This is a genomic window from Streptomonospora litoralis, from assembly GCF_004323735.1.
Lineage (GTDB): Bacteria > Actinomycetota > Actinomycetes > Streptosporangiales > Streptosporangiaceae > Streptomonospora > Streptomonospora litoralis.
The window spans coordinates 3,463,150-3,490,076 of the sequence record NZ_CP036455.1 but is presented as its reverse complement, the minus strand read 5'-3'; the positions used below and the strand labels follow the sequence as shown (position 1 = coordinate 3,490,076).

Below are 26,927 nucleotides of genomic sequence, written 5' to 3'. Positions count from 1 at the left end.
TCCCGGTGAGCGGTGGAGGCGGCCCGGGTCCGCTGGGCGGCCTTGCGGTCTGCCGGGTAGCGGGCCGCCTGAAGGAGAGGCGGCGGGACACAGGTGTCGCAATGTCGGTTATGCCGGTTTCCGCTGCATCGAGCGCGCGGGCGTGCCCGATCCCGCACCGCGGCTCGCCCGCCCCCCGGGAGCGAGACGGCGTTCGCGCAGGCGGGACGGGGCCGCCGCCGTTGCCGCCGCCTTTCCGCCCAGGACACCCGCCGCCCGGCAGACCATCAAGGCCGCCCAGCGGACCCGAGCCGCGCCGCCGGGTGCCGCCACCGGCGGGCACCTGGCCCTCCCAACCAGGACTCAGCGCCCGCCGCGTGCCAGGCGGCTCGGCCACCACGTCCACCGGCCCGCGTCCAGGGCGAGGGCCGGCACCAGCAGCGAGCGCACCACCAGGGCGTCCAGCAGCACCCCGAAGGCCACCAGGAACGCCAGTTGCACCAGGAACAGCACCGGGATCACCGCCAGCGCCGCGAACGTGGCGGCCAGCACCACACCCGCCGAGGTGATGACCCCGCCCGTCACCGCCAGCGCGCGCAGCACACCCGTGCGGTGCCCCTCGCGCAGCACACCCGTGCGGTGCCCCTCGCGCAGCGCCTCCTCCCGGGCCCGGGTCATCAAGAAGATGTTGTAGTCGATGCCCAGAGCGACCAGGAACACGAACGCGAACAGCGGCACGACCGGGTCGGCGCCGGGGAACCCCAGCACGTGGTCGAACACGAGCGCGCCCACGCCCAGGGCCGCCGCGAACGACAGCACGGTGGTGCCTACCAGCAGCAGCGGCGCCACCAGCGATCGCAGCAGCACCACCAGCACGGCCAGGACCACGGCGAGCACCAGCGGCACCACCACCGCCAGATCGCGCTGGGCGGTCTCCAAGGTGTCCAGCAGGACCGCGTCGGTGCCCCCCACCAGGGCGTCGGCGCCCGGTACGGCGTGCACCTCGGCGCGCAGCTCGCGCACGATCTCCACCGCCCGCTGCGACTCCGCGGGCGCGTTCAGGCTCGCCTCGACGAGGACGCGTCCGTCAACGGTCTTCGGCGGCGCCTCGGGCGGGGGCGCCTGCGCGGCCGCCCCCGCGGGCGGCCCGCCCGCCTCGGTGACCGGGCGCGCTCCGGTCACCCCCGCCACGCTTTCGGCGGCGGCGACGACGTCCCCGGCGTGCCCGGCGTCGGCGGCGATCACCGCGGGCGCGGACGCGGCGTCGGTGCCGAAGCCCCGCTGCAGCACCTCCTGGCCCCGCACCGCCTCCACGTCGGTGCGGAAGATGTCGCTGGTGGACGTGCCTTGGGCCGGGAAGGTCGGCGCGAAGGCGGCTCCGGCCGCCAGCGCCAGCGCCGTGGCGGCCCACACCGCGCGGGGGCGCCGGCCCACCGCGCGGGCGACGCGTCCCCACACGCGGTGGCGGGCCCACGCGGCCCGGAAGGCGTCCGTCCCGCCTTCCTCGGCGGACGCGGCCGAGCGCGGCCGGTAGCGCGGCCGGGCGGGCCAGAACGCCGCCCGCCCCAGCAGCAGGAGGACGGCGGGCAGGAACGTCAGGGCGGTGGCCATCGCCGCCGCGACACCCAGCGCCGCCACCGGCCCCAGGCTGCGGTTGGAGGCGAGGTCGCTCGCCAGCAGGCACAGCACGCCGAGCACGACCGTGCCCCCGGAGGCCAGAATCGGGGCGGTCGTGGAGCGCAACGCCGCAAGCAGCGCCGGCAGCGCCTGCGGGTGGTCGGCGAGGGCTTCGCGGTAGCGGGCGACCATCAGCAGCGCGTAGTCCGTGCAGGCGCCGACGACCAGGATGAACAGGATGCCCTGGCTCTGGCCGTTGAGGACCAGCACATCGGCCGCGGCGGCGGCGTAGACGACGGCGGCCGCCAGCCCCAGGGCGAGCACCGCGGCTGCCATCACCGTGATCGGCAGCAGCGGCGAGCGGTACACCGCCACGAGGATGGCCAGCACGGCTGCCAGCGCCACGGCCAGCAGCGTCCCGTCGATGCCCGCGAAGGCGGCGGAGAGGTCGGCGGCGAACCCGGCCGGCCCGGTGACCAGCACCTCGGTGCCGTCCTCGGTGGCGCTGTCGGCCAGCAGCGCGCGCAGCCGGTCGACCGCCTCGGTCTCCTCCAGATCCGCGGAAAGCGGCACGATCAGCTGGGCGACACCGTGGTCCTCGGTGCCGAAGAGGGGACCGGCGACGGCTCCGCCGGAGACCTCGGAGCCGGCGACGGCGCGCGCGTCGGCGCGCAGCGCAGCGGGGTCGAGGCCGTCCTCGTCGGTGTAGGCGATGAAGGCGGGCGCGCGGTCCTGCTCGCGGAACTCCTCCTCGATTTCGCGGACCTTCGTGGACTCCGCGCCCAGCGGCAGGAACGCCGACTGGTCGTTGGTCTGCACCGCTGAAAGCCGGCCTACGAACGAGCCCAGCGGCCCGGCGCCCGCGATCCAGGCCAGGGCCACCACCAGTGCGGCGGCCAACCACAGGCGCCGCCGCAGCGCTGTGGACCCGTCCGGCGTGCGTGTGTCGGGCACCGCCGACCCCTTTCCCTCGGGAGTGGACCGCGACCACTTTAGCTCGGAAACCAATTTACTCGAAAATCAAGCGAATGTCCGGCACCGGCGCGCGCCGTCGGGCCGGTTCGGCCGAGGTCCTAGACTCGCCAGGGAACCGTGAGTGGGCCGGGGGCCGCGCAAGGCGCCCGGGGCGGTGCCGGGGCAGGACGAGGAGCACGATGGACGCCGCACCGAGCGAGGACGACGGGGAGCCGGCAGAGCGCCCGCGTTCGCGCGAGGACCTCTACTCGGCCATCCGGCACGACGGGCAGCGCCTGGCCGCGGGGCTGATCCGGCTGCTGCACGCCATGTCGGCCGACTCCGACCTCAATCCGACCGACTTCCAGTGCTACGCGCTGCTGCGGGTGGGCGGACCGATGACACCGGGCGAGATCGCCCACGGGCTGCGGTTGACCACCGGCTCGGTCACCGTGGTCGTGGACCGCCTGGCCCGGCGCGGACTGGTGCGGCGCGAACGCCATCCCCGCGACCGGCGCAAGGTCGTGGTGTACCCGCAGGAGGCGGAAACGGTGCGCACCGGAACGCCCACCGGCCTGGGCGCGGCGATGAGCGCGATGCACGAGCGCTACAGCGAGGCCGAACTGGAACTCATCGCCGCGTGGCTGGCCAGGGCGGGAACCGTGCTGGACGAGGTGGCCACCGCCACCGGGCCCGCCCCCGACGCCTCCTCCCGCCGCAGGCGCGAAGGCGGCGGCGCCGACTCGGACTGATCCGCGGCCGTTGACGCGCTCCCTCGACTGACGCCGAGGGATTTCGGTCCGTACCGCAGCGGCACGACCACGGCTTCCTGGTCCGCGGCGCCGGCGACCCCGTCAGCCGCCGTCGGCCTCGGGCGCGTCGTCGGTCGCCGACTGCGGCCGGGGCTGCTCACGGTCCCTACCGGGCGCGCGGGGACGCCGCGTGGCCCCGACGCTGGCGGCCACCACGCAGCCCACGGCGAGCCACTGCCACACGGACAGGAACTCGCCCAGCAGCACCAGCCCCACCAGCGCCGCGGCGGCGGGTTCCAGGCTCATCAGGATGCCGAACACCCGCGGCGGCATGCGCCGCAGCGCCTGCAGCTCCAAGGTGTAGGGGACCACCGACGACAGCAGCCCGATCGCCAGCCCGATCAGCAGCAGCCGGGGGTCCAGCAGCGCCGACCCGCCGGCGGCGATGCCCGCGGGGGCGACGAGCACCGTGCCCGCCACGCTCGCCACCGCAAGCCCCGACATGCCGGAGAACCGCCGCCCGGTTGCGGCGCTGAGCAGGATGTAGCCCGCCCACGCGGCGCCCGCCAGCAGCGCGAACAGCACGCCCGCAAGTGTGACGTCGCCGTCGCTGCGGCCCAGCAGCACCACCCCGGCCCCGGCCAGGGCCACCCACAGCAGGTCGATCCGGCGCCGCGACCCGAGCACCGCCACCGACAGCGGGCCGAGGAACTCGATGGTGACGGCGATGCCCAGCGGGATGCGGGCGAACGACTGGTAGATGGCGAAGTTCATGGTCGCCAGGCACACGCCGAAGCCGATCGCGACCGCCCAGTCCGCGCGCGAGCGCCCGCGCAGCGCCGGGCGGGCCAGGGCGAGCAGCACCACCGCCGAGGTCAGCAGCCGCAGCCACACCACCGCGCTGGGCGGCAGCACCGCGAACAACCGGCTCGCGATGCCCGCGCCCGCCTGCACCGAGAGGATGCCCACGAGCACGAACCACGTCGGCGGAATCGACTCGCCCGCCGTCCGCAGCAGCCCGGCGCCGCTGGGCAGCCGCCCCCAGATGGGACCACCGGACGAGTTCACCCCCGCGTTCGCACTCACGGGCGCCCATCCTATGCCGCGCCCGCCCGGCGCGGGCCGCGGCCTCCGCACAGCCCGGACAGGCGCCTCCGGGAGGTTTCGGACACGCGGAAGGACGGAATGCTGACCGGCATCGCGCACGCGTGATCCGAAGGGAAATCGAGGAGTCCATGGCGTTTCGGGTGACCTCTGAGGTGGGGCGGCTGCGGCAGGTCATCGTGCACCGGCCCGGCCTGGAACTGAGCCGGCTCACCCCCTCCAACAACGACGCGCTGCTGTTCGACGACGTGCTGTGGGCCGAGCGGGCGCGCCAGGAGCACGACGCCTTCACCGCCCTGCTGCGCGCCCGCGGCACCGAGGTGCACCTCTTCGGCGACCTGCTGGAAGACGTGCTGGCGCTGCCCGAGGCCCGCGCCTACGTCCTGGACTGCATCTGGGACCAGCGCTTCTTCGGCCCCATGGCCGTCGACGCGCTGCGTTCGGCCTTCGACGCCATGGACCCGGCGACCCTGTGCCGGTTCCTCATCGGCGGCATCACCAAACGCGAACTGCTGGAGCGGATCGGCGAGCCCCGGTCGGTGTGGTTCCACACCCTGGACCTGGACGGCTTCGTGCTGACGCCGCTGCCCAACCACCTCTTCACCCGCGACACCTCCTGCTGGATCGGCGGCGGGGTGTCCATCAACGCCATGCGCAAGAAGGCGCGGCGCCGCGAGACCATCCACTACGAGGCCGTCTACCGGTGGCACCCGCTGTTCGCCGGTGCCGCCTTCGAGCTGTGGAACCCGGGCCACGCGTGGGGACCGGCCACCATCGAGGGCGGTGACGTGATGCCGATCGGCAACGGCTCGGTGCTGGTGGGCCTCAGCGAGCGCACCCAGCCCCAGGCCGTGGAGATGCTCGCCCACGAACTGTTCGCCCGCGGCGGCGCCGAGCGGCTGCTGGGGCTGTGGATGCCCAAGGCGCGCGCCATCATGCACCTGGACACCGTGATGACCTGCGTCGACCGCGGAGTCTTCACCAAGTACGCGGGCCTGGGCATGCTGCCCTCCTACACCATCGAGCCCGGCGACACCGACAAGGAGCTGAAGGTCACCGACCACCCGCCCGAGCGCATGCACGCTGCCATCGCCGAGGCCGCCGGGGTCGACGACATCCAGGTGCTCACCCCCACCCAGGACGTGTTCTCCTCCGAGCGCGAGCAGTGGGACGACGGCTGCAACGTCTTCGCGCTGGAGCCCGGTGTGGTGGTCGCCTACGAGCGCAACGCGACCTCCAACGCCTACCTGCGCAAGCGCGGCGTGGAGGTGCTGGAGATCAGCGGCAGCGAACTCGGCCGCGGCCGCGGCGGCCCGCACTGCATGACCTGCCCGCTGGAGCGCGAGGGGTGAGGCGCGGGCCTGCGCATGGCGGGTCTGCCCCTCCCGTCTGCGCCGACCTATCGAGGGAGGCCGCCCCTCGGCGCCGCACGGCGGTCCGGCCCGGTCAGCATCTATTGCGCGGAAATCACCAGGAATCGGCCTTGGATGTGGTGATTTCCGCGCAATAGATGCCGCGCAACCCGGCATAACGGACACGCGGGTGCCCGGGCCCCAACGGCGGCGTCTCGGGAACCGCTTTCGGCGCCGAATCCGGCCCGGAACCCGCTCTCGGCGCGGCGTCGGGCGCGCCACCGGCGGGCACCCCGCCCGGTGGGCGCGGGCCCGGCCCCGCTGCCACCTTCGCCGCCGCCTTCCCCGGACCACCCGCCGCCCGGCAGGCCGCAAGGCCGCCCAGCGGACCCGAGCCGCCTTGCTCGCCCTGCGGGGTATGGGGCCGCCCACGGCTACCGACGACACACCTGACGAAGTACTACTAGGGACGGGCCTCGGTCGTGGCGTCGAGGTGGCTGGTCTTGGTGGCTGGACGGGGACCGCCCAGCCCAGACCGCGACTTGAGGATCGCCCCTACGCTGGCAGGGTGTTCATCCTCTTCGGATTCGGTACGAAACAGCAGCGCCTCGGCCCCGGGGAGCACCGGACCTGCCCCCGGTGCGGCAACGCCACGCAGTGGGTGCGGATGCGGGAGTTCAAGCAGTTCACGCTGTTCTTCGTCCCGGTCGTACGGTGGAATCGCCGCCAATTCGAGATGTGCGGCATCTGTGGCGCCGCCGTCGAAGTCTGAGCGCCAGGTGGCGGCGAACTCGGCGGCGACCGGATCGCCGTCGGTGCCTCAGGACGACACCTCCCGGTGAATGGCTTCGAAAGGCAGAGCGTGGTCAGGTGCGGGGTGAGCCGGTCTCCGTGCCGTCCCGGTCCGCTGATTCCGGGGGCGCCGCCGACGGCTCCCGCCCGGCCCGGCGGCGCGGCGCCGCCGCGACGACGGCGCCCAGCGCCAGCAACCAGGCCAGGGCCTCCACGCCCGGTTGGACCAGGATCATGGCCAGGCCCACCACGGTCCGGCCGCCCAGACCGGTGCCGACCTGCAGCAGCAGCCAGGCGAAGGGCAGCACCGCCGCCGCGAGCTGCACCACCAGCGCCGCCCACATCAGCCGGGCGCGCACCACACGGCGGCGGATCAGCAGGACCGCGCCGACGGCGAGTACCACCAGCGGCGGCCCCAGCGATCGGATGAGCGTGACCAGGGGCACACCGATGATCTCCACTGCACCACGCTATCGGCGTGCGGTCCCGGGCTTGCCCGTGGCGCGCGCCGCGAACGACAGGCCCGCGGCCCGCGGCCGTTCGCCGTCGGCCCCGCCAAGATCATCCAACGGGCGACCGGCAGCAGCCGTCATTCCCAGCGGAAGAACCGGCTCGCCAGTAGCGCGGCGATCGCGGCCCAGGCCGCCAGCACCGCCACGGGCCACAGCGGCGGTGCCGCGCCCTCGGCGAGGACGGTGCGCAGACCGCTGGTCAGGGCGGTGATGGGCAGCGCCTCGGTCACCGGGCGCAGGACCTCGGGCAGGCGGTCGGCGGGGAAGACCACCCCGCCCAGCCCCAGCAGCACCACGTAGACCAGGTTGGCGGCGGCCAGGGTGGCTTCGGCCCGCAGGGTGCCGGCCATCAGCAGCGCCAGCGCGCTGAAGCAGGCCGTGGCCAGCAGCACCAGCAGCAGCGCGTAGAGCGCGGACGCGGCACCGAGGTGCGGTCGCCAGCCCAGAGCCGCCGCGGTCGCGCAGATGAGCGCGAACTGCACCGACTGCACACCCAGCACGGCCAGCGTCTTGGCGGCGAGCAGGCCGCCGCGCGGCAGCGGGGTGGCGCCCAGCCGCTTCAGGACCCCGTAGCGCCGCTCGAACCCGGTGCCGATGGCCTGGCCGGTGAAAGCCGTGGAGAGTACGGCCAGCGCCAGCACTCCGGGCGCCAGGAAGCCCACCCGCGGCCCCGGCCCCAGATCGAGCACCGGGGTCGCGCTGAAGCCCACCAGCAGCAGGAGCGGAATCACCATGGTCAGCAGCAGCTGCTCGCCGTTGCGCAGCATGATGCGCAGCTCCATGCCCGCCTGCGCGGCCACCATCCGGTGCACGGGCGCGGCCCCGGGTGCGGGCGTGAACAGGTCGGCGGTGCGGGTGCGTGGTTCGATCATGATTCGCGCAGGTCTTTGCCGGTGAGTTCGAGGAAGACGTCTTCCAGACTGCGGCGCTGCACGCGCAGCCCTTCGGGGGACACGCCGTTGGCGGCGCACCAGGCGCCCACGGCGGCCAGCAGCTGCGGGCCCACCCCCGAGGGCTCCTCGGCGGTGACGGCGTACTCGGTGCGCGCCGGTGCGCCGACGCGGCCGGTGCCGCGGTCGGGCCCGTCGCCGCCGCGCCGCTCGATGCGGGCGGTGTCGGGCAGGGCCGCGCCCAGCGCGGCGGTGTCCAGGTCGGAGCCCGCGAAGAAGCGCAGCTCCTGGCGGGAGTCGGTCAGCTCGCCGGGGGCGCCCGCTGCCACCGTGCCCCCGTGGTCGATGATCACCACATGATCGGCGAGGCGCTCGGCCTCCTCCATGTAGTGGGTCGTCAGCACGACGCCGACGCCGCAGTCGCGCAGTTCGGCGATGAGGTCCCAGGTGGCGTGTCGGGCCTGGGGGTCCAGCCCGGCGGTGGGCTCGTCCAAGAAGACGAGCTCGGGGCGCCCGACCACGGCCGCGGCCAGCGAGAGCCGCTGCTGCTGCCCGCCGGAGAGGCGCCGGAACGGCGTCTGCGCCGCGGAGACCAGGCCCAGGCGCTCCAGCAGCGCCTCGGGCGGTACGGGGCGGGCGTGGAAGGAGGCCACCAGGCGCAGCCACTCGCCGGCGCGGGCGCCGGTGGGGACGCCGCCCGACTGCAGCATCACGCCCACGCGCGGTTTCAGCGCGGCGGCGTCGGCGGCGGGGTCCAGCCCCAGCACCCGCACCCGGCCGCCGTCGGCCCGCCGGAAGCCCTCGCAGGTCTCGACGGTGCTGGTCTTTCCTGCGCCGTTGGGACCGAGCAGCGCCGTGACCGCGCCGCGGGCCGCGGAGAACGAAAGGCCCGCCACGGCGGTGGTGGCGCCGTAGCGCTTGACCAGATCAGTGGCCTGGACCGCGGCTGTCTCCATGGCCCCCGAGTCTATGGCGGGGTCGCGGGAACCCCGCACCGCCCCCGGCGCCCCCAAAGGGCCGGTGGTGGCGGAGCCCGGCTGGAAGCGCACGGCACGCTCGGCGGCAAGCTGTCTCGCTCGCTGCGCTCACTGCGACCCATTGCCGCAGCCATTGTGGTGGCGGGTCCGTGATGGTTCCCGGAGGGTGCCCGGATACACCCTTGTCTGACGGCGTATGGAATTTCCATGAACCTTGAGGGGGTTTGGTCACGGTACAGGGCTGCTCAACCAGAGGGGGTTCGGCCATGCACAGGCTCAAGCGCCCCGAGGGGGTTGGGCCACGCGCAGGGGGCGGGCACACCGAGGGGGTGGGCTGCGGCAATGGGGCGCAACTCGCGCAGCGAGTGAGCCAGCTTGCCGCCGAGCGCACGCCGCACCTGCGAACGGGGTCCCAGCCCCCAGTCCGCCAAGGCAAGCCTGGCCTGCGTGATAAACGGCATCGAACCCTGTTTGCCTGCCGGGATGGATTTACGCCACACTGATGTTGTGAAAAACGTGGGGAACCGTCAGCAGGCCGAGGCCGACGCCGCAACCGGCGCCGCCGCGGTCGCGCACGGCCCCGAGCGGGGCGCCGAGAACGGCACGCGCGCCCGCGTCGCGCGGCTGATCCTCGAACACGGGCCCATCACCGCCGCCACTCTGGGCGAGCGGTTGGGCCTCACCCCGGCGGCCATCCGCCGCCATCTCGACAACCTGATGAGCGAGGGCATGGTCGAGGCCCGCGACTCCCGTACCCGCGGGCGTCGCGGACGCGGCCGCCCGGCGCGGCTGTTCGCCATCACCGAAGCCGGGCGCGACGCCTTCGTGCACGGCTACGACGATCTCGCCGCCAGCGCACTGCGGTTCCTCGCCGAGAAGGCCGGATCCCAGGCCGTGGCCGAGTTCGCCCGGCGCCAGGTCGCCGACCTGGAGCGGCGCTACCGCCCGATGCTGGCGGCCGCACCGCCCCAGCAGCGCATCCGGCTGCTGGCCGAGGCGCTGTCCAACGACGGCTACGCGGCCTCGGCGGGCGAGGCCCCGGCTCCGGGCGGCGGCGACCAGCTGTGCCAGCACCACTGCCCGGTGGCCCACGTCGCCACGGAGTTCCCCGAGCTGTGCGAGGCCGAGGTCGAGGTCTTCGAGCGGCTGCTGGGGACCCCGGTGCGGCGGTTGGCCACCATCGCCCACGGCGACGGCGTGTGCACCACACACGTCACCCCGCGCGACATCACCGCGGCCGATCCCCGTCCCGCCGGGGACCGGGCGCCGTCGCGCACCGATGAGAAGAGGCCCGCCCGTCCTCGGGCGAAGGAGGGACGGGCCGCACCAGAAGCAGGACGTCTGAGTCCAGGAGGATCCGCGTAATGACGTCTACCGCGCACCCCGAGCTCGAAGGGCTCGGCACTTACGAGTACGGCTGGTCCGACCCCGACGAGGCCGGTGCCTCCGCTCGGCGCGGCCTGAGCGAAGAGGTCGTCCGCGACATCTCCGCCAAGAAGGAAGAGCCGGAGTGGATGGAGAAGCTCCGCCTCAAGGCGCTGCGCCTGTTCGGCAAGAAGCCGCTGCCCGAGTGGGGTGCCGATCTGTCGGGGATCGACTTCGACAACATCAAGTACTTCGTGCGGTCCACCGAGCAGCAGGCCGCCTCCTGGGAGGAGCTGCCCGAGGACATCAAGAACACCTACGACAAGCTCGGTATCCCCGAGGCCGAGAAGCAGCGCCTGGTCGCCGGTGTCGCCGCGCAGTACGAGTCCGAAGTCGTCTACCACCAGATCCGCGAGGACCTGGAGGCCCAGGGCGTCCTCTTCCTCGACACCGACACCGCCCTGAGGGAGCACCCGGAGCTCTTCCAGGAGTACTTCGGCACGGTCATCCCGCCCGGTGACAACAAGTTCTCCGCGCTCAACAGCGCCGTGTGGAGCGGCGGGTCCTTCATCTACGTGCCGCCGAACGTCCACGTCGAGATCCCGCTGCAGGCCTACTTCCGCATCAACACCGAGAACATGGGCCAGTTCGAGCGGACGCTGATCATCGTCGACGAGGGCGCCTACGTCCACTACGTCGAGGGCTGCACCGCGCCGATCTACAAGACCGACTCGCTGCACTCGGCGGTCGTCGAGATCGTCGTCAAGAAGAACGCCCGCTGCCGCTACACGACCATCCAGAACTGGTCGAACAACGTCTACAACCTGGTCACCAAGCGCGCCGTCGCCTACGAGGGCGCCACCATGGAGTGGATCGACGGCAACATCGGCTCCCAGGTGACGATGAAGTACCCGGCGGTCTACCTGATGGGCGAGCACGCCAAGGGCGAGACCCTCTCGGTGGCCTTCGCCGGCGAGGGCCAGCACCAGGACGCCGGCTCCAAGATGGTGCACTGCGCGCCCAACACCTCCTCGACCATCGTCTCCAAGTCGGTGGCGCGCGGAGGCGGCCGGGCCTCCTACCGCGGACTCGTCCAGGTGCAGGAGGGCGCCGACCACGCCAAGTCCACGGTGAAGTGCGACGCGCTGCTCATCGACACCGAGAGCCGCTCGGACACATACCCCTACAACGACATCCGCGAGGACGACGTGGAGATGGGCCACGAGGCCACCGTCTCCAAGGTCAGCGAGGACCAGCTCTTCTACCTGATGAGCCGGGGACTCGACGAGGACGAGGCCATGGCGATGATCGTCCGCGGGTTCGTCGAACCCATCGCGCGCGAACTCCCCATGGAATACGCGCTGGAACTCAACCGGCTGATCGAGCTGCAGATGGAAGGAGCGGTCGGTTAAGCATGGCCAGCCCCAATCTCGGAATCCGGGAGCACTCCCACGGCGGAGACGTCCCCATCTCCCGTCTGGACGTGCACGGGTCGTTCGAATCCGCGAACTTCCCCGTGCCCAACGGACGCGAGGAGGAGTGGCGCTTCACTCCGCTGCGCCGCCTGCGCGGCCTGCACCAGGGCCGTGAGATCGCCGACGGCACGGTCACCGTCGAGGTCTCCGGCCCTGAGGGGGCCGTCGTCGAACGCGTCGGACGCGACGACTCCCGGCTCGGCACGTCGTTCCTGCCCAACGACCGCGTCAGCGCCCTGGCCTGGGAGAGCTTCACCGACTTCAACCCGGCCACGGTCGTGACCGTGCCCAAGGACACCGAGCTGGACGAGACGGTGTTCGTGAAGGTCACCGGCACCGAGCACGGCGACGCCTACGGCCACATCCTGGTCCGCGCGGAGCCGCACTCCTCGGCGACCGTCGTGCTGGAGTACGCCGGGTCGGCCGTCTACGCCGACAACGTCGAGTTCGTCGTCGAGGACGGCGCCTCGCTGACGGTGATCAGCCTGCAGGACTGGGACGACGACGCCGTCCAGGTTTCCCACCACTACACCACGGTGAACCGCGACGCCCGCTTCCGCAGCTTCGTGGTCACCCTCGGCGGCGACCTGGTGCGGCTGTCGCCCAGCGTGCGCTACAAGGGCACCGGCGGCGACGCCGAGCTGCACGGCCTGTACTTCACCGGCGAGGGCCAGCACCACGAGCACCGCTCGCTGATCGACCACAACGAGTCCAACACCCGCAGCCGCGTCGAGTACAAGGGCGCGCTCAGCGGGGAGGACGCCCACGCGGTGTGGATCGGCGACGTCATCATCGGCGAGGGCACCTCCGGCACCGACTCCTACGAGCACAACCGCAACCTGGTGCTGACCGACGGCACCCGGGTCGACTCCGTGCCCAACCTGGAGATCTTCACCGGAGAGGTCGAGGGCGCCGGCCACGCCAGCGCCAGCGGCCGGCTCGACGACATCCACCTGTTCTACCTGCAGTCGCGCGGCGTTCCCGCCGACGAGGCCCGGCGCCTGGTCATCCGCGGGTACTTCCAGGAGCTCATCGGCCGCATCGAGATCCCCGAGCTGCGCGACCGCATCATGGACGAGGTCGAGGAGAAGCTGGCCCTCCATGAGTGACGGATACACCCGTGCGTGTTCGCTGAGCGAGGTCCCAGACGAGGGCGCGCTGGGCGTGGAGATCGACGGCACCCCGCTGGCGGTGGTGCGCAGCGAGGGCGAGGTGTACGCGATCAGCGACATCTGCTCCCACGCCGAGGTGAACCTGTCCGAGGGCGAGGTCGAGGACGGGACCATCGAGTGCTGGCTGCACGGGTCCTGCTTCGACCTCGGCTCGGGCAAGCCGATCAACCCGCCGGCGACCCAGTCGGTCGCCACCTACGCAGTGCAGATCGACGGCGACGACGTCCTCGTCTCGCTGGACACCCAGAGTTCAAAAGGCTGAATCACACATGACGAAGTTCGAAATCCGCGGGGTGCGCGCCGACGTGCTGATCGGCGCCGAGAAGCGCGAGGAGATCCTCAAGGGCGTCGACCTCACCATCAACTCCGGCGAGACCCACGCCATCATGGGCCCCAACGGCTCCGGCAAGTCCACCCTCGCCTACGCCATCGCGGGCCACCCGCGCTACGAGATCACCGAGGGCGAGGTCCTGCTCGACGGTGAGAACGTGCTGGAGATGAGCGTCGACGAGCGGGCGCGCGCCGGCCTGTTCCTGGCCATGCAGTACCCCGTCGAGGTGCCGGGCGTGTCCATGTCCAACTTCCTGCGCAGCTCGGTCACCGCCGTGCGCGGCGAGGCGCCCAAGCTCCGCGCCTTCTCCAAGGAGCTGCAGGAGACCATGGGCAACCTGTCCATCGACTCCTCCTTCGCCTCGCGCGGCGTCAACGAGGGCTTCTCCGGCGGCGAGAAGAAGCGCCACGAGATCCTTCAGCTGGAGCTGCTCAAGCCGAGCATGGCCATCCTGGACGAGACCGACTCCGGTCTCGACGTCGACGCCCTGAAGGTCGTCTCCTCCGGCATCAACCGGGCGCGGGCCGCCAACGACATGGGCGTCATGCTCATCACCCACTACACCCGGGTCCTCAACTACATCCAGGCCGACTACGTGCACGTGTTCGCCGGCGGCCGCGTCGCCGAGTCCGGCGGACCCGAGCTGGCGGACACCCTGGAGTCCGAGGGCTACGAGCGTTTCGTGAAGGCAGGCGCAGCGAAGTGACGACGAGCGAGCTGGGGCGCCTCGACGTCGAGGCGGTGCGGGCCGACTTCCCGATCCTGGCCCGCACCGTCCGCGACGCGCGCCCGCTGGTGTATCTCGACTCCGGGGCGACCTCGCAGAAGCCCCGGCAGGTACTCGACGCCGAACGGGAGTTCTACGAACGCCACAACGCGGCGGTGCACCGCGGCGCGCACCAGCTCGCCGAGGAGGCCACCGACGCCTACGAGGGCGCCCGCGCCACCATCGCGTCGTTCGTGGGCGCCCGCTCGGACGAGGTGGTGTTCACCAAGAACGCGACCGAGGCCATCAACCTGGTGGCCTACGCCATGAGCAACGCCGCCACCAGCGGGCCCGAGTACGCCCGCTTCGCGGTCGGGCCCGGCGACGAGATCGTGGTCACCGAGATGGAGCACCACGCCAACCTGGTGCCCTGGCAGCAGCTGTGCCAGCGCACCGGCGCGACGCTGCGGTGGTTCCCGGTGACCCCCGACGGCCGGCTGGACCAGAGCGGCATCGACGAGCTGATCAACGACCGCACCAAGCTCGTCGCGCTCACCCACCAGTCCAACGTGCTGGGCACGGTCAACCCGGTCACCGCCATCGCCGAGCGCGCCCACGCGCACGGCGCGCTGGTGCTGGTCGACGCCGCGCAGTCGGTGCCGCACATGCCGGTCGACGTCACCGAGCTGGGCGTGGACTTCCTGGCCTTCTCCGGGCACAAGATGCTCGGGCCCAACGGCATCGGGGTGCTGTGGGGGCGGCCGGAGCTGCTGGCGGCCATGCCGCCGTTCATCTCCGGGGGGTCGATGATCGGGGTGGTCTACATGGACCACACCACCTGGGCCGACCCGCCGCAGCGGTTCGAGGCCGGGGTGCCCATGGCGCCGCAGGCCGTCGGGCTGGCCGCCGCCTGCGACTACCTCAGCGCCGTGGGCATGGACAACGTCCTGGCCCACGAGCAGGCCCTGACCGAGTACGCGCTGAAGCGGGTCGGCGAGCTCCCCGGCGTGCGCATCATCGGTCCGGCGGACAACGACGACCGCGGGGGCGCGATCTCGTTCACGGTCGAGGACATCCACCCGCACGACGTCGGCCAGGTCCTCGACGACCTCGGCGTCGAGGCGCGGGTGGGCCACCACTGCGCCTGGCCGCTGCACCGCTGCTTCGAGACGGTGGCCACCACGCGGGCGACGTTCTACCTGTACACGACGTTCGCAGAGGTCGACGCGCTGGCCGAGGGGATCCAGTTCGCTCAGCGGTTCTTCGGCACGCCGGCGGCACGCTAGGAGGGGGCACAGGTCGCTATGCAGCTCGACGCCATGTACCAGGAGATCATCCTGGACCACTACCGCAACCCGCACAACAAGGGGCTGCGGGAGCCGCACGACGGCGAGGCCCACCACATCAACCCCACCTGCGGGGACGAGGTGACGCTGCGCGTGCGGCTCGCGCCCGCCACCGAAGGCGGCGGCCTCGACGGCGACGCCACCGTCCAGGACGTCTCCTACGACAGCATGGGCTGCTCGATCAGCCAGGCGAGCGCCTCGGTGCTCACCGACCTGCTGATCGGGCGCAGCGTGGACGAGGGCATGCGCATGCTCGACGAGTTCACCGAGCTCATGCAATCCAGGGGCCAGGCCGAACCCGACGAGGACGTACTGGAGGATGCGGTGGCCTTCGCCGGCGTGTCCAAATACCCTGCCCGTATCAAATGCGCCCTGCTCGCCTGGATGGCGTGGAAGGACGCGACCGCCCAGTCCCTGGAAACGGAGAAGGAGGGCGCCTCATGACCGAACAGGACACCACCGCCACCGCGCCGGAGACCTCCGGCGGCGAGGGGCTGGCCGAGGAGATCAGCGAGGCGCTGAAGGACGTCATCGACCCCGAGCTGGGCGTCAACGTCGTCGACCTCGGCCTGCTCTACGGGGTCAACGTGGACGACGGGGTCATCACCCTGGACATGACCCTGACCAGCGCGGCCTGCCCGCTGACCGACGTCATCGAGGACCAGGCGAGCACGGCGCTCGACGAGTTCGAGCGCGAGGTCAAGATCAACTGGGTCTGGATGCCGCCGTGGGGCCCGGACAAGATCACCGAGGACGGCCGCGACCAGCTGCGCATGCTCGGATTCAACGTCTGAGCCTGCGACGATCCACCGTCGAAGGGCGCACTTGCGGCAGCCGTTGCGGGCCCCGCTGAACGATCAGCGGGGCCCGTTCGTATCGCCCGATGCGCGCAGTCCTTCGGCGGTGCAGGAGAGACGATCTCGACCGGATGGCCGGAGTAGGTACGAGGTCGAGCAGCGTCACGTCCGCTCCCACGGGTCTGTGACCTCGTCGTCCATCGCGTTTTCGATGTCCGCGCGCCAAGCCGCGGCGTCGCCCGGCTCCAGCGGACTCATAGCTGAGATCTCCATGAGGTCGGAGCCGGAGAGTCGGCGTCGTTTCTCGTACCGGTCCGGGACGAGCCGGACACCGGTTGGACGGCCGTCTGCCGTGATCTCGAACTCGTCGCGGCTCTCCAGAACTTGCTGGATCACCGATTGCGGGTTCCGCTGCAGTTCGCGTATACCGATGTTCTGCATAACTCACGGTAGCCCGGCCGGTGCAGACGTGCGTCTACATACTGCTCAGTGCGCCGGAGTGAGTGCCGGTCCCAATTCCTGGGCGATGTCGGTGTCGCCGCGCTCGGTGAGGGAGTCCAGCAGGGACTGCGGTTCGGCGGCCCGGGTGTCGGCGCCGTCCTCGCTGATACGGCGCGCGATGATCTTCAGCGCCTCCTCGGTGGCCGCGGGTGCGGTGTAGCCGATCAGGTGCAGCGCGCGGCTGGTGGGGCTGTGTGAACTCAGGTCGGCGGCGGGCAGTCGGCGTGCGTCCAGGCGGTCGCCGTTGACGGTGATGAACACGCGGTCGCCCGCCTGCGCCGAGAGGCGCCGCAGCAGGGGGCGCAGCGAGTCGAAGGCGGGCTGGTCGCGCCAGACCAGCACCAGCAGGTCGGCTCCGGGGGCGGTGAGGCACAGCAGCCGGCCCGGCTGCAGGCCCAGGTGCGTCGCGTATCCGGGCGGGACGGTGACCGGCGCGCCCTGCAGATGGTCGCCGGAGACGTCCACCCGGTGCCACCAGCGGCCGTCGGGCGCGCGGAAGCAGCGCTCCGAGGCGGCCACCCGAGGCGGTTGCGGCGCCGCGGGCTGCGGCTGCTGCTCGGTCTGCTCCGGGGCGGCGGGTGCCTCGCCGCCGGGGCGGCGCCGGATGGGCAGGCCGTTGGCGGTGGTGCTCCCGTCGACCTCGGGGCCGGGGTCGGGCGGGGTGCCGTAGGCGGGGCCGGGCGGCGCGTTCTCCACCGGGATGGAGGGGTCGACCAGCACGTGGCCCTCGCGGATGGTCACCCCGGGCGTGCTCAGCAGCCACGCGCGCACGGCCTGCTGGCGGATTCCGAGCCGCCCCAGGCGGATGGCGGCGTCGGAGATGCTGGGCGCGTCTCCCAGCATCTCCCGCGTCTGCCACCGCATCCGGTGCGGATCGTCGGCCACCAGCCAGCCGTTGTGCAGTCGGCGGTCGGTGAAGAGGGTGATGACGACCCGCCACAGCGGCGTGCCGAGGGCGGGCACCTCCACCGGGTGGTCGGTGTGGGCGGTGATGAGGTGGTCGACGGTGGCGGCCGACCCCAGGTGATCGGAGAGCTCGCGCATGTGGCGGGTCAGCGGGGCGCCGCCGGGCGAGCCGAGCCACTGCAGCAGCCGCTCCTCCACGGTGCGCTGCGCGTTGCGGATCTCCCGCAGGTCCACGCCGAGCTGGTCGGCCAGCAGCCGGATGCTGATGGGGTCGGAGGCGAACAGCCGCTCGGCGGCGACGTTGCGCTCCACTTCGGTCCAGTTGCGGAAGAACTCCTCCAGCAGATCCACCAGTGGATGGCGGCCCAGCTCGGCCGGCTGCTGGGCTGGCTGCTCGCCGCCCTGTCCCTTGGGCGGCCCGAAGGAGGGCCGGCGCAGCGTGCCGTCGGGGCCCAGCAGGGAGCTGCGGACGGATCCGGGCTCCGGCTGCGCCTCAGCGGCCGCATCGGCGGGCGCGCCCGCCGACTCGTGGTCCGGCAGGTCCTGCTCTCGGGCGGCTCCGCCTGCGGCGCGCGCCTCCTCGTCGCGCTGGGCGCGCAGCGCCCGCAGAGTGCGGATGGCCCGGGTCGCGGGGCTCTGCGCATGCGTGGCATCCTCAGGCTCGGCCGGGGCTTCGGCCGGGCCCGCGCCCGTGGCGGCGGTGAGGTAGGACAGGGCGCTGTGTACGTGTTCGGGCGCCGATTGCGGCATCCAGTTCGCCAGTGTGCGTACGGCCTCGACCATCAGTGCGGGCGAAGGGGCGGCCCCGCGCTGCTGCTCGTCGGAGAAGGGCTGCAGGGCGCGCCACGCGGCGGTGCTCACCAGGTCGAGGGGACCGCAGCTCTCCGGCATCCCCCAGGCGGCGATCGCCGACGGGCTGGCCGATACGAGCCGGTCCCAGCCGCCCGCGGTGGCCAGGAGCGCGCCGCGCACCGGCTCGGCGATGTCGTCGAGGTCGACGTGGGCGGAGCGCAGCGAGGGGATGAATTCGCCCAGCTGCAGGTGGCTCCACTGCTCGGCGGCCAGCCGGGCCAGGGAGTGCGACAGCCAGGTGGATCCGGCCAGGTCCATGACGCGGACGATCGGCAGCGAACTCCACCAGCCCTCGATCAGGCGGGCGTGCCACAGCACCGGCCCCACCATCGCGGGATCGCTCCAGCGCAGGGCCGGGACGAGGTCGGTGAGGCAGATCGGGGAGACGGCGTTCATCTGCTGCAGACCTCGACCTCCGGGCGTCCGGCCCGCGGGCGAGAGGGCGCCGTCCGCGGGCGATTACGTTCGTGCACCACAGTACGTCCACTCGGCCGGGACCGGGTGCCCGGCCGCCGCGGCCGCAGTCGGCGTCCGGCGGCTGGGAGCGGCGCACCTTCGGGTGATCGTACGTGCGAGCGCGGCGGTTGAATAGTGGTCGCCGACCGGACGCAGGAACGATGCCCGCCGCGCCGCGCTCTGTTCCCGCGGCGAGACGCCAGGTGTGGAATGTCGGTTTTGGTGTGATGGACGGAAAATGTGACGTGGGTAACGTCAGCGCGTTGCAGTCGGTCGGAACACACGTCGGACGGCGGAGCAGTCGGCGCGCCGACAGCCGCCCCGCCCGCGGGTTCCGGCGAGCCGGTCCGCGGGCGGGACGGAGGCCGTCACTGGGACAGGACGGAGACGGTGTCCGGGTAGATCGGCACGCTCGCCGAATTGCCGGGGTTGAGCGCCAGCCCCACACCGTCCGGCATCGCCTCGGCCAGCTCCCGGGTGGCCAGCACCGTGTAAGGCAGTTCGGCGCTGCGCAGCCCGAGCTGCTGCTCGGAGGTGAAGGCCGGGATGAACGGCGATCCCTCCAGCTCCAGGGTGGGCAGCGCGACCGAGCCGTCGTCCTGCGTGCCCGACCCCTGCGGCAGCGGAACCCACACCTGGCCCTCACGCAGCGCGGTGATGAAGGCGCTGACGGGCCCCGGATCGGGGGAGGACTGCTCGCCGGACTGGTCCAGCGCCTCCTGCAGCGCCTGCTCGACCTCGTTGACGGGGAAATCCGCGGACTGCGCGCCGGACTCGGGCTCGCTGTTCTGCGGGGTGGCGTCGCTGTTGCTCATGCGGATGCAACGGCTCCTTGCGCTCGTGCTGTCGGATGCCTCCGGTGCCCGTTCGAACGGTCCGGCCGACGCCGGCCATCGGCCCAGGGTGCAGGCGTCTCGGTGGTACCCGGAGGTATGCTTGTCGGGCAGGCCCTACCCTTGCCTCGCCCCGTTGACACATACCCGTCGATGTCGCTGAGGGGCGCACCCGTACGCGAGCTCCTCGCGCGTCGCCGTGGGCCCTTGTGCCGGTGCACGTGGCCGAGCTGCATGATTGGTTGATGTGACTGACCTGGAGACGAATCCCGCCGAGGGCGATCAGGCGCAGCGGCCCGCAGCCATCCGCTCCTACGTGGCCATCGGAGACAGCCTGACCGAGGGGCTCGAAGACCTCTCGCCCCAGGGAGAGTACCGCGGGTTCGCCGACCGCCTGGCCGAGCACCTGGGCGGCGCTGCGCCCGGGTTCCGCTACGCCAATCTGGCCGTGCGCGGCCGCCGCATGCGGCACATCTTCGGCGAGCAGCTGGACCAGACCCTGGGATTCGCGCCGGATCTGGTCACCGTTCACGCGGGCGGCAACGACGTGCTGCGGCCCAACACCGACCTCGACGATCTGGCCGCGGAGTTCGAGACCGGCATTGCGCGGCTGCGCGAGGCCGGGATACGCGTGGTGATCCTCTCCGGCCACGACACCGGCTGGATCCCGTTCCTGCGGGTCTACCGCGGCCGGATCGCCGTGTTCAGCATGCACCTGCGCGCCGTCGCCGAACGCACCGCCAGCGACATCGTCGATCTGTGGTCCATGGGCGCCCTCAACGACCCCCGCGCCTGGAGTGTGGACCGCCTGCACTTCAACGCCGCGGGCCACCGCATCGTCGCCGCGCGGATCGCCGAACTGCTGGGCGTGCCGATGGGGCCCTCCGAGACCTGGTCGCGTCCGTGGGACACTCCGCCCGAGCGGCTGCCGCGCATCCTGCGCCGCCGTGAGAACTGGCGATGGGCCCGCGAGCACCTCGTGCCGTGGCTGAGCCGGCGCGCCCTGGGCCGCTCCTCGGGCGACGGGCGCCGGCCCAAGCGCCCGGAGCTGACCGAGCTGGCGCCCGCCCCCGAACCCGCCGAAGCGGCGGACGAGGCCGGCAGCGAGTACTCCGCGGGAGCCGGCCGCGCCGACGGCCCCTCCATCGGCGACGGCGCCGCCCGCCGCCCGGCACCGTCGAACAGCCGCGTCCGCCAGATCCGCCGGGGCTGACAGACCGGGCGGCCCGCCAGTGTCTGCTGTGCGGGGCGGCTCGGGTTGGCTGTGCGGTCTTGTCGGTCTGCCGGGTGTCGGGTGCTCTGAAGCGAAGGCGGCGGCGAGGGCGGCGGTGGGCTGGCCCTGCGGTCACCGGTTCGGGTGCTCGCCGGTGGCGGCGGCCGGCGGAGCGGATCGGGTCTGCTGTGCGGTCTTGCTGGTCTGCCGGGCGGCGGGCGGTCTGACGGGGAACAGCGGCGGCGAGGACGGCGAAGGGCGGGGCCTGCGGTCACCGGGTCCGGTGCCCGCCGGTTGAGCGCGCGGCGGGGGCGGCGTTCGGCCGCCGCGGGCCGGTCGGCGCATCGAACGCGCGGTTTTCACCGGATTCCGGCGGTGGATTCAATCGGTGGGTGCAACACCGGGTGGATCCGACGGCGCCGAATCTAGCCCCACAGACAGACTCGGCGCTGCTTCTCCCGTCTGTCGTGAAGTTATGGCCGCGGAATGCGCTTTCCCGCAGCCATAACTTCACGACAGACGCCGGACGAACCGGCATATCGGACGTACCGGCGCCGGGTCGCCGCCCGCGAACAGTGCCGGTGCCCGCCGCCCCGTCGGCTGCGCCACCGGCGAGCACCCGACCCGATGACCGCGGGCCCGGCCCACTGCCGCCCTCGCCGCCGCCCCCCGCAGACCACCCCTCGCCCGATAGGGGGGAGGTCCGGCCGTGGGCGGGACCGGACCGCCTCGGCGATGCGCCGTCAGCCGCTTTGGGCGTCCCGCGCCAGGCTCTGGATCAGGTCGCCGACGTGCACGATGCCCGTGCACTGGCCGAACTCGTTGACGGTGATGAGGTCGTCGTAGACGCGCTCGCGGTCGGTTCCCGCGGCGCGCAGGGCGGCCATCGCGCGATAGTTGCGCGGGACGGTGCGCGGGGTGTCGGCCAGTCGGTGGGCCGGGCGCTTGGCGTGCAGGGCGTGGCCGTAGGGGCCGGTGACGGCCAGGAGGAACCGGGCGCGGTCGATGACCGCGACCGGGCGGTCGCGGTGGTCGATCAGCACCACGCTGTTCAGCGCGGTGTCGGCGCTGAAGGTGTCCAGCACCTCCTCGGCCGTGGCCTCGGTGTTCATGGCCACCGGGGGAGTCGTGAACTCGGTGACCGGCGGCCCGGAGTCGCCGTGCGCGCCCGCCGGCTCCAAGGAGGTGGCGGGTACCGGCGCGACCCGGTCGCCCGGCGCCCAGTCCTGATCGGCGAACAGCGGCCCCTGCGCGAGGCGGACCCCCGCCTCGCGCAGCCGGTGCACCTGCTGGTCGGAGGTGACGCCCGCGGCCATGCAGAAGACACCCGCGCCGTGGCCGATGCGTGCCAGGCCGTCGACGAGCGAGGCCAGGCGCGCGTCGTCGGGCAGACCCGCGACGATCCCGGAGTCCAGACGCAACAGGAAGGGGCTGGTCTCCAAGAGCAGGTCCGGTGGCACCGCGGCGGTGCCCAGCGCACAGCGGAAGCCCTGTTCGCGCAGCCGCGCGATGCCGCGCACCAGCGGCTCGCGCTGGACCTGGGGCAGGTCGGGGCCGAGCATGACGGTGACGTCGCGCGGCCTCCGCCCGCACCGGCGCAGCGTGTCCTCGAACCGGTGCAGGATCTCCGGGTCGGTCGCCAGCGCCTGCGCCGGCATCGGCAGTACGAGGGGGAGGAGGGATTCGCGGGAGGTCGCGCCGCGCACGAGCCGGGACAGCCGCTCGGCCACCGACGCGGGATCGGCGGACCACTCGGCCCGCCGGCGGCCGTCGGCGCCTCTGAGGTCGGCGTCCACGGCGAGCACGGCGCCGGAGTCGAGGTCGACGACGGGTCGGAACGCAAGAGCTGCGTCGGCACCGTCGTCATCCTCGCTGTGGTCACCGGGCTCGGGATGCACTTCGCTCAACGCCAGGGACTGGAGGGACACAGGTCAATCCTGACGGAGCCGCATCTTCCTGTCAGGAGCCCGCGAGCCGAATTCAGGCAGGCTTCCACGGCATGACGGGAGCCGTTCACGTCAGCGATTCGCCCGAGCGCGGCCATCCCGGGTGTTGAATCCGCGGTCAGCGTCCCGCCCCGGCGCATGATGCGCCATGACCAGCGGTTACCTGCTCGGCGGGCCGACGGACCGGCCCGGCCGCCGGTCGGCGAGGATCCTATAACGGGATGTCGCCGTGCGCGTGTCCTCCCCACCGGGGATCGCCGCGAAGGCGTCCGGGCCTTGTCCGCACGCCGACGCGGTAGGGCGCGTGGGCCGCCCTACCGCATCGGAATCCGTTCAGCTCGGCCTTCGCGGGTTCAGGCCCGGCGGAAGGCGACGGCGACGTTGTGGCCGCCGAACCCGAAGGACTCGTTGACGGCGGCCACGGCGTCGGCCGGCATGTCGCGCGGCTTGTCGCGCACGATGTCGACCCGGACCTCGGGGTCGAGTTCCTCGATGTTGATCGTCGGCGGGATGCGGCCCTCGTACAGCGCCAGGACCGTGGCGATGGACTCCACCGCGCCGGCGCCGCCCAGCAGGTGGCCGGTCATGGACTTGGTGGAGGTCACCGCGACCCGGTCGGCGGCGGAGTCGCCCAGCGCCGCGCGGATGGCGGCGGTCTCGCCGACGTCGCCGGCGGGCGTGGAGGTGGCGTGCGCGTTGACGTGGGCGATCTCAGCGGGCGCCAAGCCGGAGTCCTCCAGCAGGTCGCGGATGGCCTGGGCCTGGCCCGCGCCCTCGGGGTCGGGCAGCACGATGTCGTGGGCGTCGTTGGAGTAGCCGACTCCGGCGGCCACCGCGTAGACGCGGGCCCCGCGCGCGGCGGCGTGCTCGGCCGACTCCAGCACGACGATGCCGGCGCCCTCGCCCATGACGAACCCGTCGCGGCCGGTGTCCCAGGGACGCGACGCGCCCTGCGGATCGTCGTTGCGGGTGGACAGCGCGCGCATGGAGGCGAAGGAGGCCAGGTTCAGCGGATGGATGGCGGCCTCGGTGCCGCCCGCGATCACCACGTCGGCGCGGCCGCTGCGGATCATGTGGACGGCGTCGGCCACGGCCTCGGCACTGGAGGCGCAGGCGCTCACCGGCGCGTGCGCACCGGCGCGGGCGGAGTACTCCAGCGACACCGCCGCGGCGGGCCCGTTGGGCATCAGCATCGGCACGGTGAACGGCGAGACGCGCTTCCACCCGCGCTCGCGGAAGGTGTCGTACTGCTCCAGGATGGTCAGGATGCCGCCGATGCCGCTGGAGACGACGGCGCCCAGGCGCGTCGGGTCGACGCCGGGGGAGCCCGCGTCCTCCCAGGCTTCCTTGGCGGCGATCAGCGAGAACTGCTGGGTGCGGTCGAGGCGGCGCAGCCGGGGGCGGGGCAGCACCTCGCTGGGTTCCTGGGCGATCCGCCCGGCGAAGTGGACCGGCAGGTCGGCGACCCAGTCCTCGTGGATCGTGGCGATTCCGGACCGGCCTTCGAGAAGTGCGGACCAGGTGCCGGCGACGTCACCTCCCAGGGGAGTGGTCGCGCCGAGTCCCGTAACGACGACTTCGGTGGTGTGCATCGTCCTGATCGCCCTTCTCATCGGGTGGTCGAGCTCCGGCCGGTTCGCGGCCGGGCTTGGCAGGGGCTGGTGCGCGGGGCCGGGGTGGGGCCCGGCCCGCCGGCGCGGCCGCCGGCGGGCGCGGCGCGCTACTTCTGGATGAAGTTGATGACGTCCTGGACGGTCTTGAGGTCCTTGAGCTGGTCGTCGGGGATCTCGACGCCGAACTTGTCCTGCGCGGCGACGGCGATCTCCACCATCGACAGGGAGTCGATGTCCAGGTCGTCGACGAAGCTCTTCTCCGGGGTGACCTCGCTTGCCGAGACGCCGGCGATCTCGTCGACGATCTCGCCGAGGCCGTTCAAGATCTCCTGCTCGGTGTGCGCCATTTCGGGCTTCTCCTTCGGTGACGTGAGTTGCGGTCGGTACATGCTGCGGCGGCGCCGACCGGAGCCGGGCGCACCGCAAGTGTCTAGGGAATCTCCAGCACCTGGGCCGAGTAGGTCAGGCCGGCGCCGAATCCCATGGTGAGCACGAGGCTCCCCGAGGGCAGTTCGCCGCGCCCGGACATGCGCGCCAGCGCAAGCGGGACGGATGCAGACGAGGTGTTGCCCGCGGTGACGATATCGCGGGCGATGATCGCCTGGGGCGCTCCCAGCCTTCGAGCTATCGCCTCGACGATGCGCAGGTTGGCCTGATGGGGTACGAAGGCGGTCAGTTGCCCGGCTTCGACCCCGGCCCGGCGCAGCGCCTCGGCGGCTACGGCGTTGAGCTCCGTGGTGGCCCAGCGGAAGACCGCCTGTCCCTCCTGGAAGAGGTACTTGCCTTCGCGCAGGAAGATCTTGTCGGCGCGTTCGCCGGAGCTGCCCCACACGACCGGGCCGATGCCGGGGTTCTCCGAGGCGCTGACGACGGCGGCGCCGGCTCCGTCGGCGAAGATCACACAGGTGGAGCGGTCCTGCCAGTCGAGCCAGTCCGACAGCTTCTCCGAGCCGATGACCAGCACGTTGCGCGCCGACCCCGCCCGTACGGAATCCGACGCCAGGCCCAGCGCGTAGCAGAACCCGGCGCAGGCGGCGTTGACGTCGAAAGCGCCCGGGGCCTCGATGCCCAGCCGCGCCGCGACACGGGCGGCGGAGTTGGGGATCTGCTCGGTCAGCGTGCAGGTGGCCACGATGACCAGATCGATGTCGGCCGGCGCCATCCCGCTCGCGGCCAGCGCTTTTCCGCCGGCGGTCGCGGCCATGGAGACCACCGAGTCCTCGGGGCCGGCGATGCGCCGCTCCCGGATGCCGACGCGGCTCTGGATCCACTCGTCGTTGGTGTCGACGCGCTGGGCGAGGTCGTCGTTGGTCACCACGTTGGCGGGCTGGTACTCGCCGAACGCGAGGACGCGCGCGCCGCCCGCCGCGGGGAGGAGGTTCATCAGGGGCGGCCTTCCTGTCGGGGAGCGGTGCCTTCGGCGTGGTCGCGGACCAGCTCGCGGGCACGGTCCAGATCGTCGGGGGACTTGACGGCCAGCCGCTCGGTGCCCGGCAGTCCGCGCTTGGCCAGGCCCGTCAGGGTGCCCGCCGGAGGCAGTTCGACGATCGCGGTGGCGCCCAGGCCGGCCAGCGTCTCGGTGCAGGAGTCCCAGCGTACGGGGGAGCTGATCTGCTCGACGAGGCGGTCGAGGTATTCGGACCCGCCGGCGACCACGGCGCCGTCGCGGTTGGACAGCAGCCGGGTGCGGGGGTCGGCGGGTGCGATGCCCTTGGCCACCCGCGAGACGCGGTCCGCGGCGGGCGCCATGTGGTGGGTGTGGAAGGCGCCGGCCACCGACAGCGAGCGCAGCCGGGCGCGGGCCGGCGGGTCGGCCGCCAGGGCGGCGAGCTGCTCGGTGGTCCCGGCGGCCACGATCTGGCCCGAGCCGTTGTCGTTGGCGGGAGTGAGCCCGTGTGACTCCAGGGCGGCCAGCACCTCGGCGCGATCGCCGCCGAGCACGGCGGTCATGCCGGTTGCGGTCGCCGCCGCCGCGTCGGCCATGCCTCTGCCGCGCTCGGCCACCAGCATCAGCGCGTCCTGGGGCGACAGCACGCCCGCCAGGCTCGCGGCGGTGAGTTCGCCGACGCTGTGGCCGGCCGCGGCGTCGATCGAGGCGGGGGCGGAGTCGAGGTCCCCGAAGAGCGCGGTGGCGGCCGCGAGCCCCGCGGCGACCAGCAGCGGCTGGGCCACCGCGGTGTCGCGGATCTCGTCGGCGTCGGCGGTGGTGCCGTAGCGCTTCAGGTCGAGGCCGACGACCTCGGACCACCGGTCGAAGCGGTCGGCCATACCGGGGAGTTCGAGCCAGGGGGCGAGGAATCCGGGAACCTGGGCGCCCTGGCCGGGAGCAACGATGACAAGCACGTCACCAACACTGCCCTGTGGACCCCCTCCGAACGGATGAGGACCCGGACGAAAATACCGGCCCGGTGTTTGTGCCCGTTCTACAACTTAGGCGCCGAGGTGGTGGAAAAAGCGGTACTGGTCACACTGCCGGTCGCGATCGG

At 72.6% G+C, this 26,927-nt stretch carries 25 protein-coding genes; 12 read left to right on the top strand and 13 right to left on the bottom strand.

Going from position 1 to position 26,927, the window contains the following annotated elements:
- Window positions 1-342 precede the first annotated feature (342 nt).
- Window positions 343-2,550: an MMPL family transporter gene (locus EKD16_RS14855; protein WP_242676980.1), complete on the bottom strand. Its 2,208-nt coding sequence runs from the start codon at window positions 2,548-2,550 to the stop codon at window positions 343-345.
- A gap of 200 nt (window positions 2,551-2,750) precedes the next feature.
- Between EKD16_RS14855 and EKD16_RS14850 the strand changes: the two genes are divergently transcribed.
- Window positions 2,751-3,302, top strand: coding sequence for a MarR family winged helix-turn-helix transcriptional regulator (locus tag EKD16_RS14850; RefSeq protein WP_131098931.1), 552 nt, complete (start codon window positions 2,751-2,753; stop codon window positions 3,300-3,302).
- 102 nt (window positions 3,303-3,404) lie between these two features.
- Here EKD16_RS14850 and EKD16_RS14845 read toward each other — a convergent pair whose 3' ends face one another.
- A complete protein-coding gene (locus tag EKD16_RS14845) occupies window positions 3,405-4,349 on the bottom strand; it encodes an EamA family transporter (RefSeq protein WP_131102582.1) in 945 nt (314 codons plus the stop codon).
- A 188-nt stretch (window positions 4,350-4,537) separates the two neighbouring features.
- Between EKD16_RS14845 and EKD16_RS14840 the strand changes: the two genes are divergently transcribed.
- Entirely contained in the window at window positions 4,538-5,758 is a 1,221-nt protein-coding gene (locus tag EKD16_RS14840; protein ID WP_131102580.1) for an arginine deiminase, read from the top strand.
- Between the two features lie 568 nt (window positions 5,759-6,326).
- On the top strand, window positions 6,327-6,530 hold the full coding sequence (locus EKD16_RS25400; protein ID WP_165498576.1) for a zinc-ribbon domain-containing protein: 204 nt from the start codon (window positions 6,327-6,329) through the stop codon (window positions 6,528-6,530).
- A gap of 94 nt (window positions 6,531-6,624) precedes the next feature.
- On the opposite strand, the gene EKD16_RS14830 is transcribed toward EKD16_RS25400, so the two are convergent.
- From EKD16_RS14830 to EKD16_RS14820, 3 genes are all read right to left on the bottom strand, one after another.
- Window positions 6,625-7,011, bottom strand: a complete 387-nt coding sequence (locus EKD16_RS14830; protein WP_131098929.1) for a hypothetical protein — start codon at window positions 7,009-7,011, stop codon at window positions 6,625-6,627.
- A 128-nt stretch (window positions 7,012-7,139) separates the two neighbouring features.
- Window positions 7,140-7,934, bottom strand: coding sequence for an ABC transporter permease (locus tag EKD16_RS14825; protein WP_131098928.1), 795 nt, complete (start codon window positions 7,932-7,934; stop codon window positions 7,140-7,142).
- A complete protein-coding gene (locus tag EKD16_RS14820; protein WP_131098927.1) occupies window positions 7,931-8,908 on the bottom strand; it encodes an ABC transporter ATP-binding protein in 978 nt (325 codons plus the stop codon). Before EKD16_RS14820 ends, EKD16_RS14825 begins: the two co-directional genes overlap by 4 nt.
- Before the next feature lie 528 nt (window positions 8,909-9,436).
- Here EKD16_RS14820 and EKD16_RS14815 point away from each other — a divergent pair.
- The 8 genes from EKD16_RS14815 to EKD16_RS14780 are packed head-to-tail and all read left to right on the top strand — an operon-like array spanning window position 9,437 to window position 16,118.
- Window positions 9,437-10,294: a helix-turn-helix transcriptional regulator gene (locus EKD16_RS14815; RefSeq protein ID WP_394347278.1), complete on the top strand. Its 858-nt coding sequence runs from the start codon at window positions 9,437-9,439 to the stop codon at window positions 10,292-10,294.
- Entirely contained in the window at window positions 10,294-11,706 is a 1,413-nt protein-coding gene (sufB, locus tag EKD16_RS14810; protein ID WP_131098925.1) for a Fe-S cluster assembly protein SufB, read from the top strand. Before EKD16_RS14815 ends, sufB begins: the two co-directional genes overlap by 1 nt.
- 2 nt (window positions 11,707-11,708) lie before the next feature.
- Window positions 11,709-12,878, top strand: coding sequence for a Fe-S cluster assembly protein SufD (gene sufD / locus EKD16_RS14805; protein WP_131098924.1), 1,170 nt, complete (start codon window positions 11,709-11,711; stop codon window positions 12,876-12,878).
- A complete protein-coding gene (locus tag EKD16_RS14800; RefSeq protein WP_131098923.1) occupies window positions 12,871-13,203 on the top strand; it encodes a non-heme iron oxygenase ferredoxin subunit in 333 nt (110 codons plus the stop codon). The genes sufD and EKD16_RS14800 overlap by 8 nt, the downstream gene beginning before the upstream one ends.
- Before the next feature lie 7 nt (window positions 13,204-13,210).
- The gene (sufC, locus tag EKD16_RS14795; protein ID WP_131098922.1) at window positions 13,211-13,978 is read left to right on the top strand and encodes a Fe-S cluster assembly ATPase SufC; all 768 of its coding nucleotides are present in this window, start codon (window positions 13,211-13,213) and stop codon (window positions 13,976-13,978) included.
- Entirely contained in the window at window positions 13,975-15,264 is a 1,290-nt protein-coding gene (locus EKD16_RS14790; RefSeq protein ID WP_131098921.1) for a cysteine desulfurase, read from the top strand. Before sufC ends, EKD16_RS14790 begins: the two co-directional genes overlap by 4 nt.
- Before the next feature lie 18 nt (window positions 15,265-15,282).
- Window positions 15,283-15,768: a Fe-S cluster assembly sulfur transfer protein SufU gene (sufU, locus tag EKD16_RS14785; RefSeq protein WP_131098920.1), complete on the top strand. Its 486-nt coding sequence runs from the start codon at window positions 15,283-15,285 to the stop codon at window positions 15,766-15,768.
- Window positions 15,765-16,118 carry a metal-sulfur cluster assembly factor gene (locus EKD16_RS14780; RefSeq protein ID WP_131098919.1) on the top strand — a complete coding sequence of 118 codons (354 nt, stop codon included), beginning with the start codon at window positions 15,765-15,767 and terminating at the stop codon, window positions 16,116-16,118. Before sufU ends, EKD16_RS14780 begins: the two co-directional genes overlap by 4 nt.
- A gap of 165 nt (window positions 16,119-16,283) precedes the next feature.
- On the opposite strand, the gene EKD16_RS14775 is transcribed toward EKD16_RS14780, so the two are convergent.
- The 3 genes from EKD16_RS14775 to EKD16_RS14765 form a co-directional block, all read right to left on the bottom strand.
- On the bottom strand, window positions 16,284-16,562 hold the full coding sequence (locus EKD16_RS14775) for a type II toxin-antitoxin system Phd/YefM family antitoxin (protein WP_131098918.1): 279 nt from the start codon (window positions 16,560-16,562) through the stop codon (window positions 16,284-16,286).
- A 45-nt stretch (window positions 16,563-16,607) separates the two neighbouring features.
- Window positions 16,608-18,776: a hypothetical protein gene (locus EKD16_RS14770; RefSeq protein ID WP_131098917.1), complete on the bottom strand. Its 2,169-nt coding sequence runs from the start codon at window positions 18,774-18,776 to the stop codon at window positions 16,608-16,610.
- A 428-nt stretch (window positions 18,777-19,204) separates the two neighbouring features.
- Window positions 19,205-19,651 (bottom strand): SseB family protein, encoded by a 447-nt coding sequence (locus EKD16_RS14765; RefSeq protein ID WP_131098916.1) that lies wholly within the window; start codon window positions 19,649-19,651, stop codon window positions 19,205-19,207.
- Window positions 19,652-19,916: 265 nt separating this feature from the next.
- On the opposite strand from EKD16_RS14765, the gene EKD16_RS14760 reads away from it, so the two are divergent.
- The gene (locus EKD16_RS14760; protein ID WP_394347277.1) at window positions 19,917-20,882 is read left to right on the top strand and encodes an SGNH/GDSL hydrolase family protein; all 966 of its coding nucleotides are present in this window, start codon (window positions 19,917-19,919) and stop codon (window positions 20,880-20,882) included.
- A gap of 743 nt (window positions 20,883-21,625) precedes the next feature.
- On the opposite strand, the gene EKD16_RS14755 is transcribed toward EKD16_RS14760, so the two are convergent.
- The 5 genes from EKD16_RS14755 to EKD16_RS14735 all read right to left on the bottom strand — a co-directional run bounded on the left by EKD16_RS14755 (window position 21,626) and on the right by EKD16_RS14735 (window position 26,784).
- Window positions 21,626-22,810 carry an EAL domain-containing protein gene (locus tag EKD16_RS14755; protein WP_131098915.1) on the bottom strand — a complete coding sequence of 395 codons (1,185 nt, stop codon included), beginning with the start codon at window positions 22,808-22,810 and terminating at the stop codon, window positions 21,626-21,628.
- Between the two features lie 371 nt (window positions 22,811-23,181).
- The gene (gene fabF / locus EKD16_RS14750) at window positions 23,182-24,420 is read right to left on the bottom strand and encodes a beta-ketoacyl-ACP synthase II (RefSeq protein WP_131098914.1); all 1,239 of its coding nucleotides are present in this window, start codon (window positions 24,418-24,420) and stop codon (window positions 23,182-23,184) included.
- A 128-nt stretch (window positions 24,421-24,548) separates the two neighbouring features.
- Window positions 24,549-24,788, bottom strand: a complete 240-nt coding sequence (locus EKD16_RS14745; protein ID WP_131098913.1) for an acyl carrier protein — start codon at window positions 24,786-24,788, stop codon at window positions 24,549-24,551.
- Window positions 24,789-24,871: 83 nt separating this feature from the next.
- The gene (locus EKD16_RS14740; protein ID WP_131098912.1) at window positions 24,872-25,825 is read right to left on the bottom strand and encodes a beta-ketoacyl-ACP synthase III; all 954 of its coding nucleotides are present in this window, start codon (window positions 25,823-25,825) and stop codon (window positions 24,872-24,874) included.
- On the bottom strand, window positions 25,825-26,784 hold the full coding sequence (locus tag EKD16_RS14735; protein WP_131098911.1) for an ACP S-malonyltransferase: 960 nt from the start codon (window positions 26,782-26,784) through the stop codon (window positions 25,825-25,827). Before EKD16_RS14735 ends, EKD16_RS14740 begins: the two co-directional genes overlap by 1 nt.
- Between the last annotated feature and the right edge of the window lie 143 nt (window positions 26,785-26,927).

Bases quoted from the DNA above. Each gene is read 5' to 3' on its own strand.
- EKD16_RS14850 (WP_131098931.1), top strand. From the start codon at position 2,751: ATGGACGCCGCACCGAGCGAGGACGACGGGGAGCCGGCAGAGCGCCCG.
- EKD16_RS14840 (WP_131102580.1), top strand. From the start codon at position 4,538: ATGGCGTTTCGGGTGACCTCTGAGGTGGGGCGGCTGCGGCAGGTCATC.
- EKD16_RS14825 (WP_131098928.1), bottom strand. From the start codon at position 7,934: ATGATCGAACCACGCACCCGCACCGCCGACCTGTTCACGCCCGCACCC.
- EKD16_RS14820 (WP_131098927.1), bottom strand. From the start codon at position 8,908: ATGGAGACAGCCGCGGTCCAGGCCACTGATCTGGTCAAGCGCTACGGC.
- sufB (WP_131098925.1), top strand. From the start codon at position 10,294: ATGACGTCTACCGCGCACCCCGAGCTCGAAGGGCTCGGCACTTACGAG.
- sufD (WP_131098924.1), top strand. From the start codon at position 11,709: ATGGCCAGCCCCAATCTCGGAATCCGGGAGCACTCCCACGGCGGAGAC.
- EKD16_RS14800 (WP_131098923.1), top strand. From the start codon at position 12,871: ATGAGTGACGGATACACCCGTGCGTGTTCGCTGAGCGAGGTCCCAGAC.
- sufC (WP_131098922.1), top strand. From the start codon at position 13,211: ATGACGAAGTTCGAAATCCGCGGGGTGCGCGCCGACGTGCTGATCGGC.
- sufU (WP_131098920.1), top strand. From the start codon at position 15,283: ATGCAGCTCGACGCCATGTACCAGGAGATCATCCTGGACCACTACCGC.
- EKD16_RS14780 (WP_131098919.1), top strand. From the start codon at position 15,765: ATGACCGAACAGGACACCACCGCCACCGCGCCGGAGACCTCCGGCGGC.
- EKD16_RS14775 (WP_131098918.1), bottom strand. From the start codon at position 16,562: ATGCAGAACATCGGTATACGCGAACTGCAGCGGAACCCGCAATCGGTG.
- EKD16_RS14770 (WP_131098917.1), bottom strand. From the start codon at position 18,776: ATGAACGCCGTCTCCCCGATCTGCCTCACCGACCTCGTCCCGGCCCTG.
- EKD16_RS14765 (WP_131098916.1), bottom strand. From the start codon at position 19,651: ATGAGCAACAGCGACGCCACCCCGCAGAACAGCGAGCCCGAGTCCGGC.
- fabF (WP_131098914.1), bottom strand. From the start codon at position 24,420: ATGCACACCACCGAAGTCGTCGTTACGGGACTCGGCGCGACCACTCCC.
- EKD16_RS14745 (WP_131098913.1), bottom strand. From the start codon at position 24,788: ATGGCGCACACCGAGCAGGAGATCTTGAACGGCCTCGGCGAGATCGTC.
- EKD16_RS14740 (WP_131098912.1), bottom strand. From the start codon at position 25,825: ATGAACCTCCTCCCCGCGGCGGGCGGCGCGCGCGTCCTCGCGTTCGGC.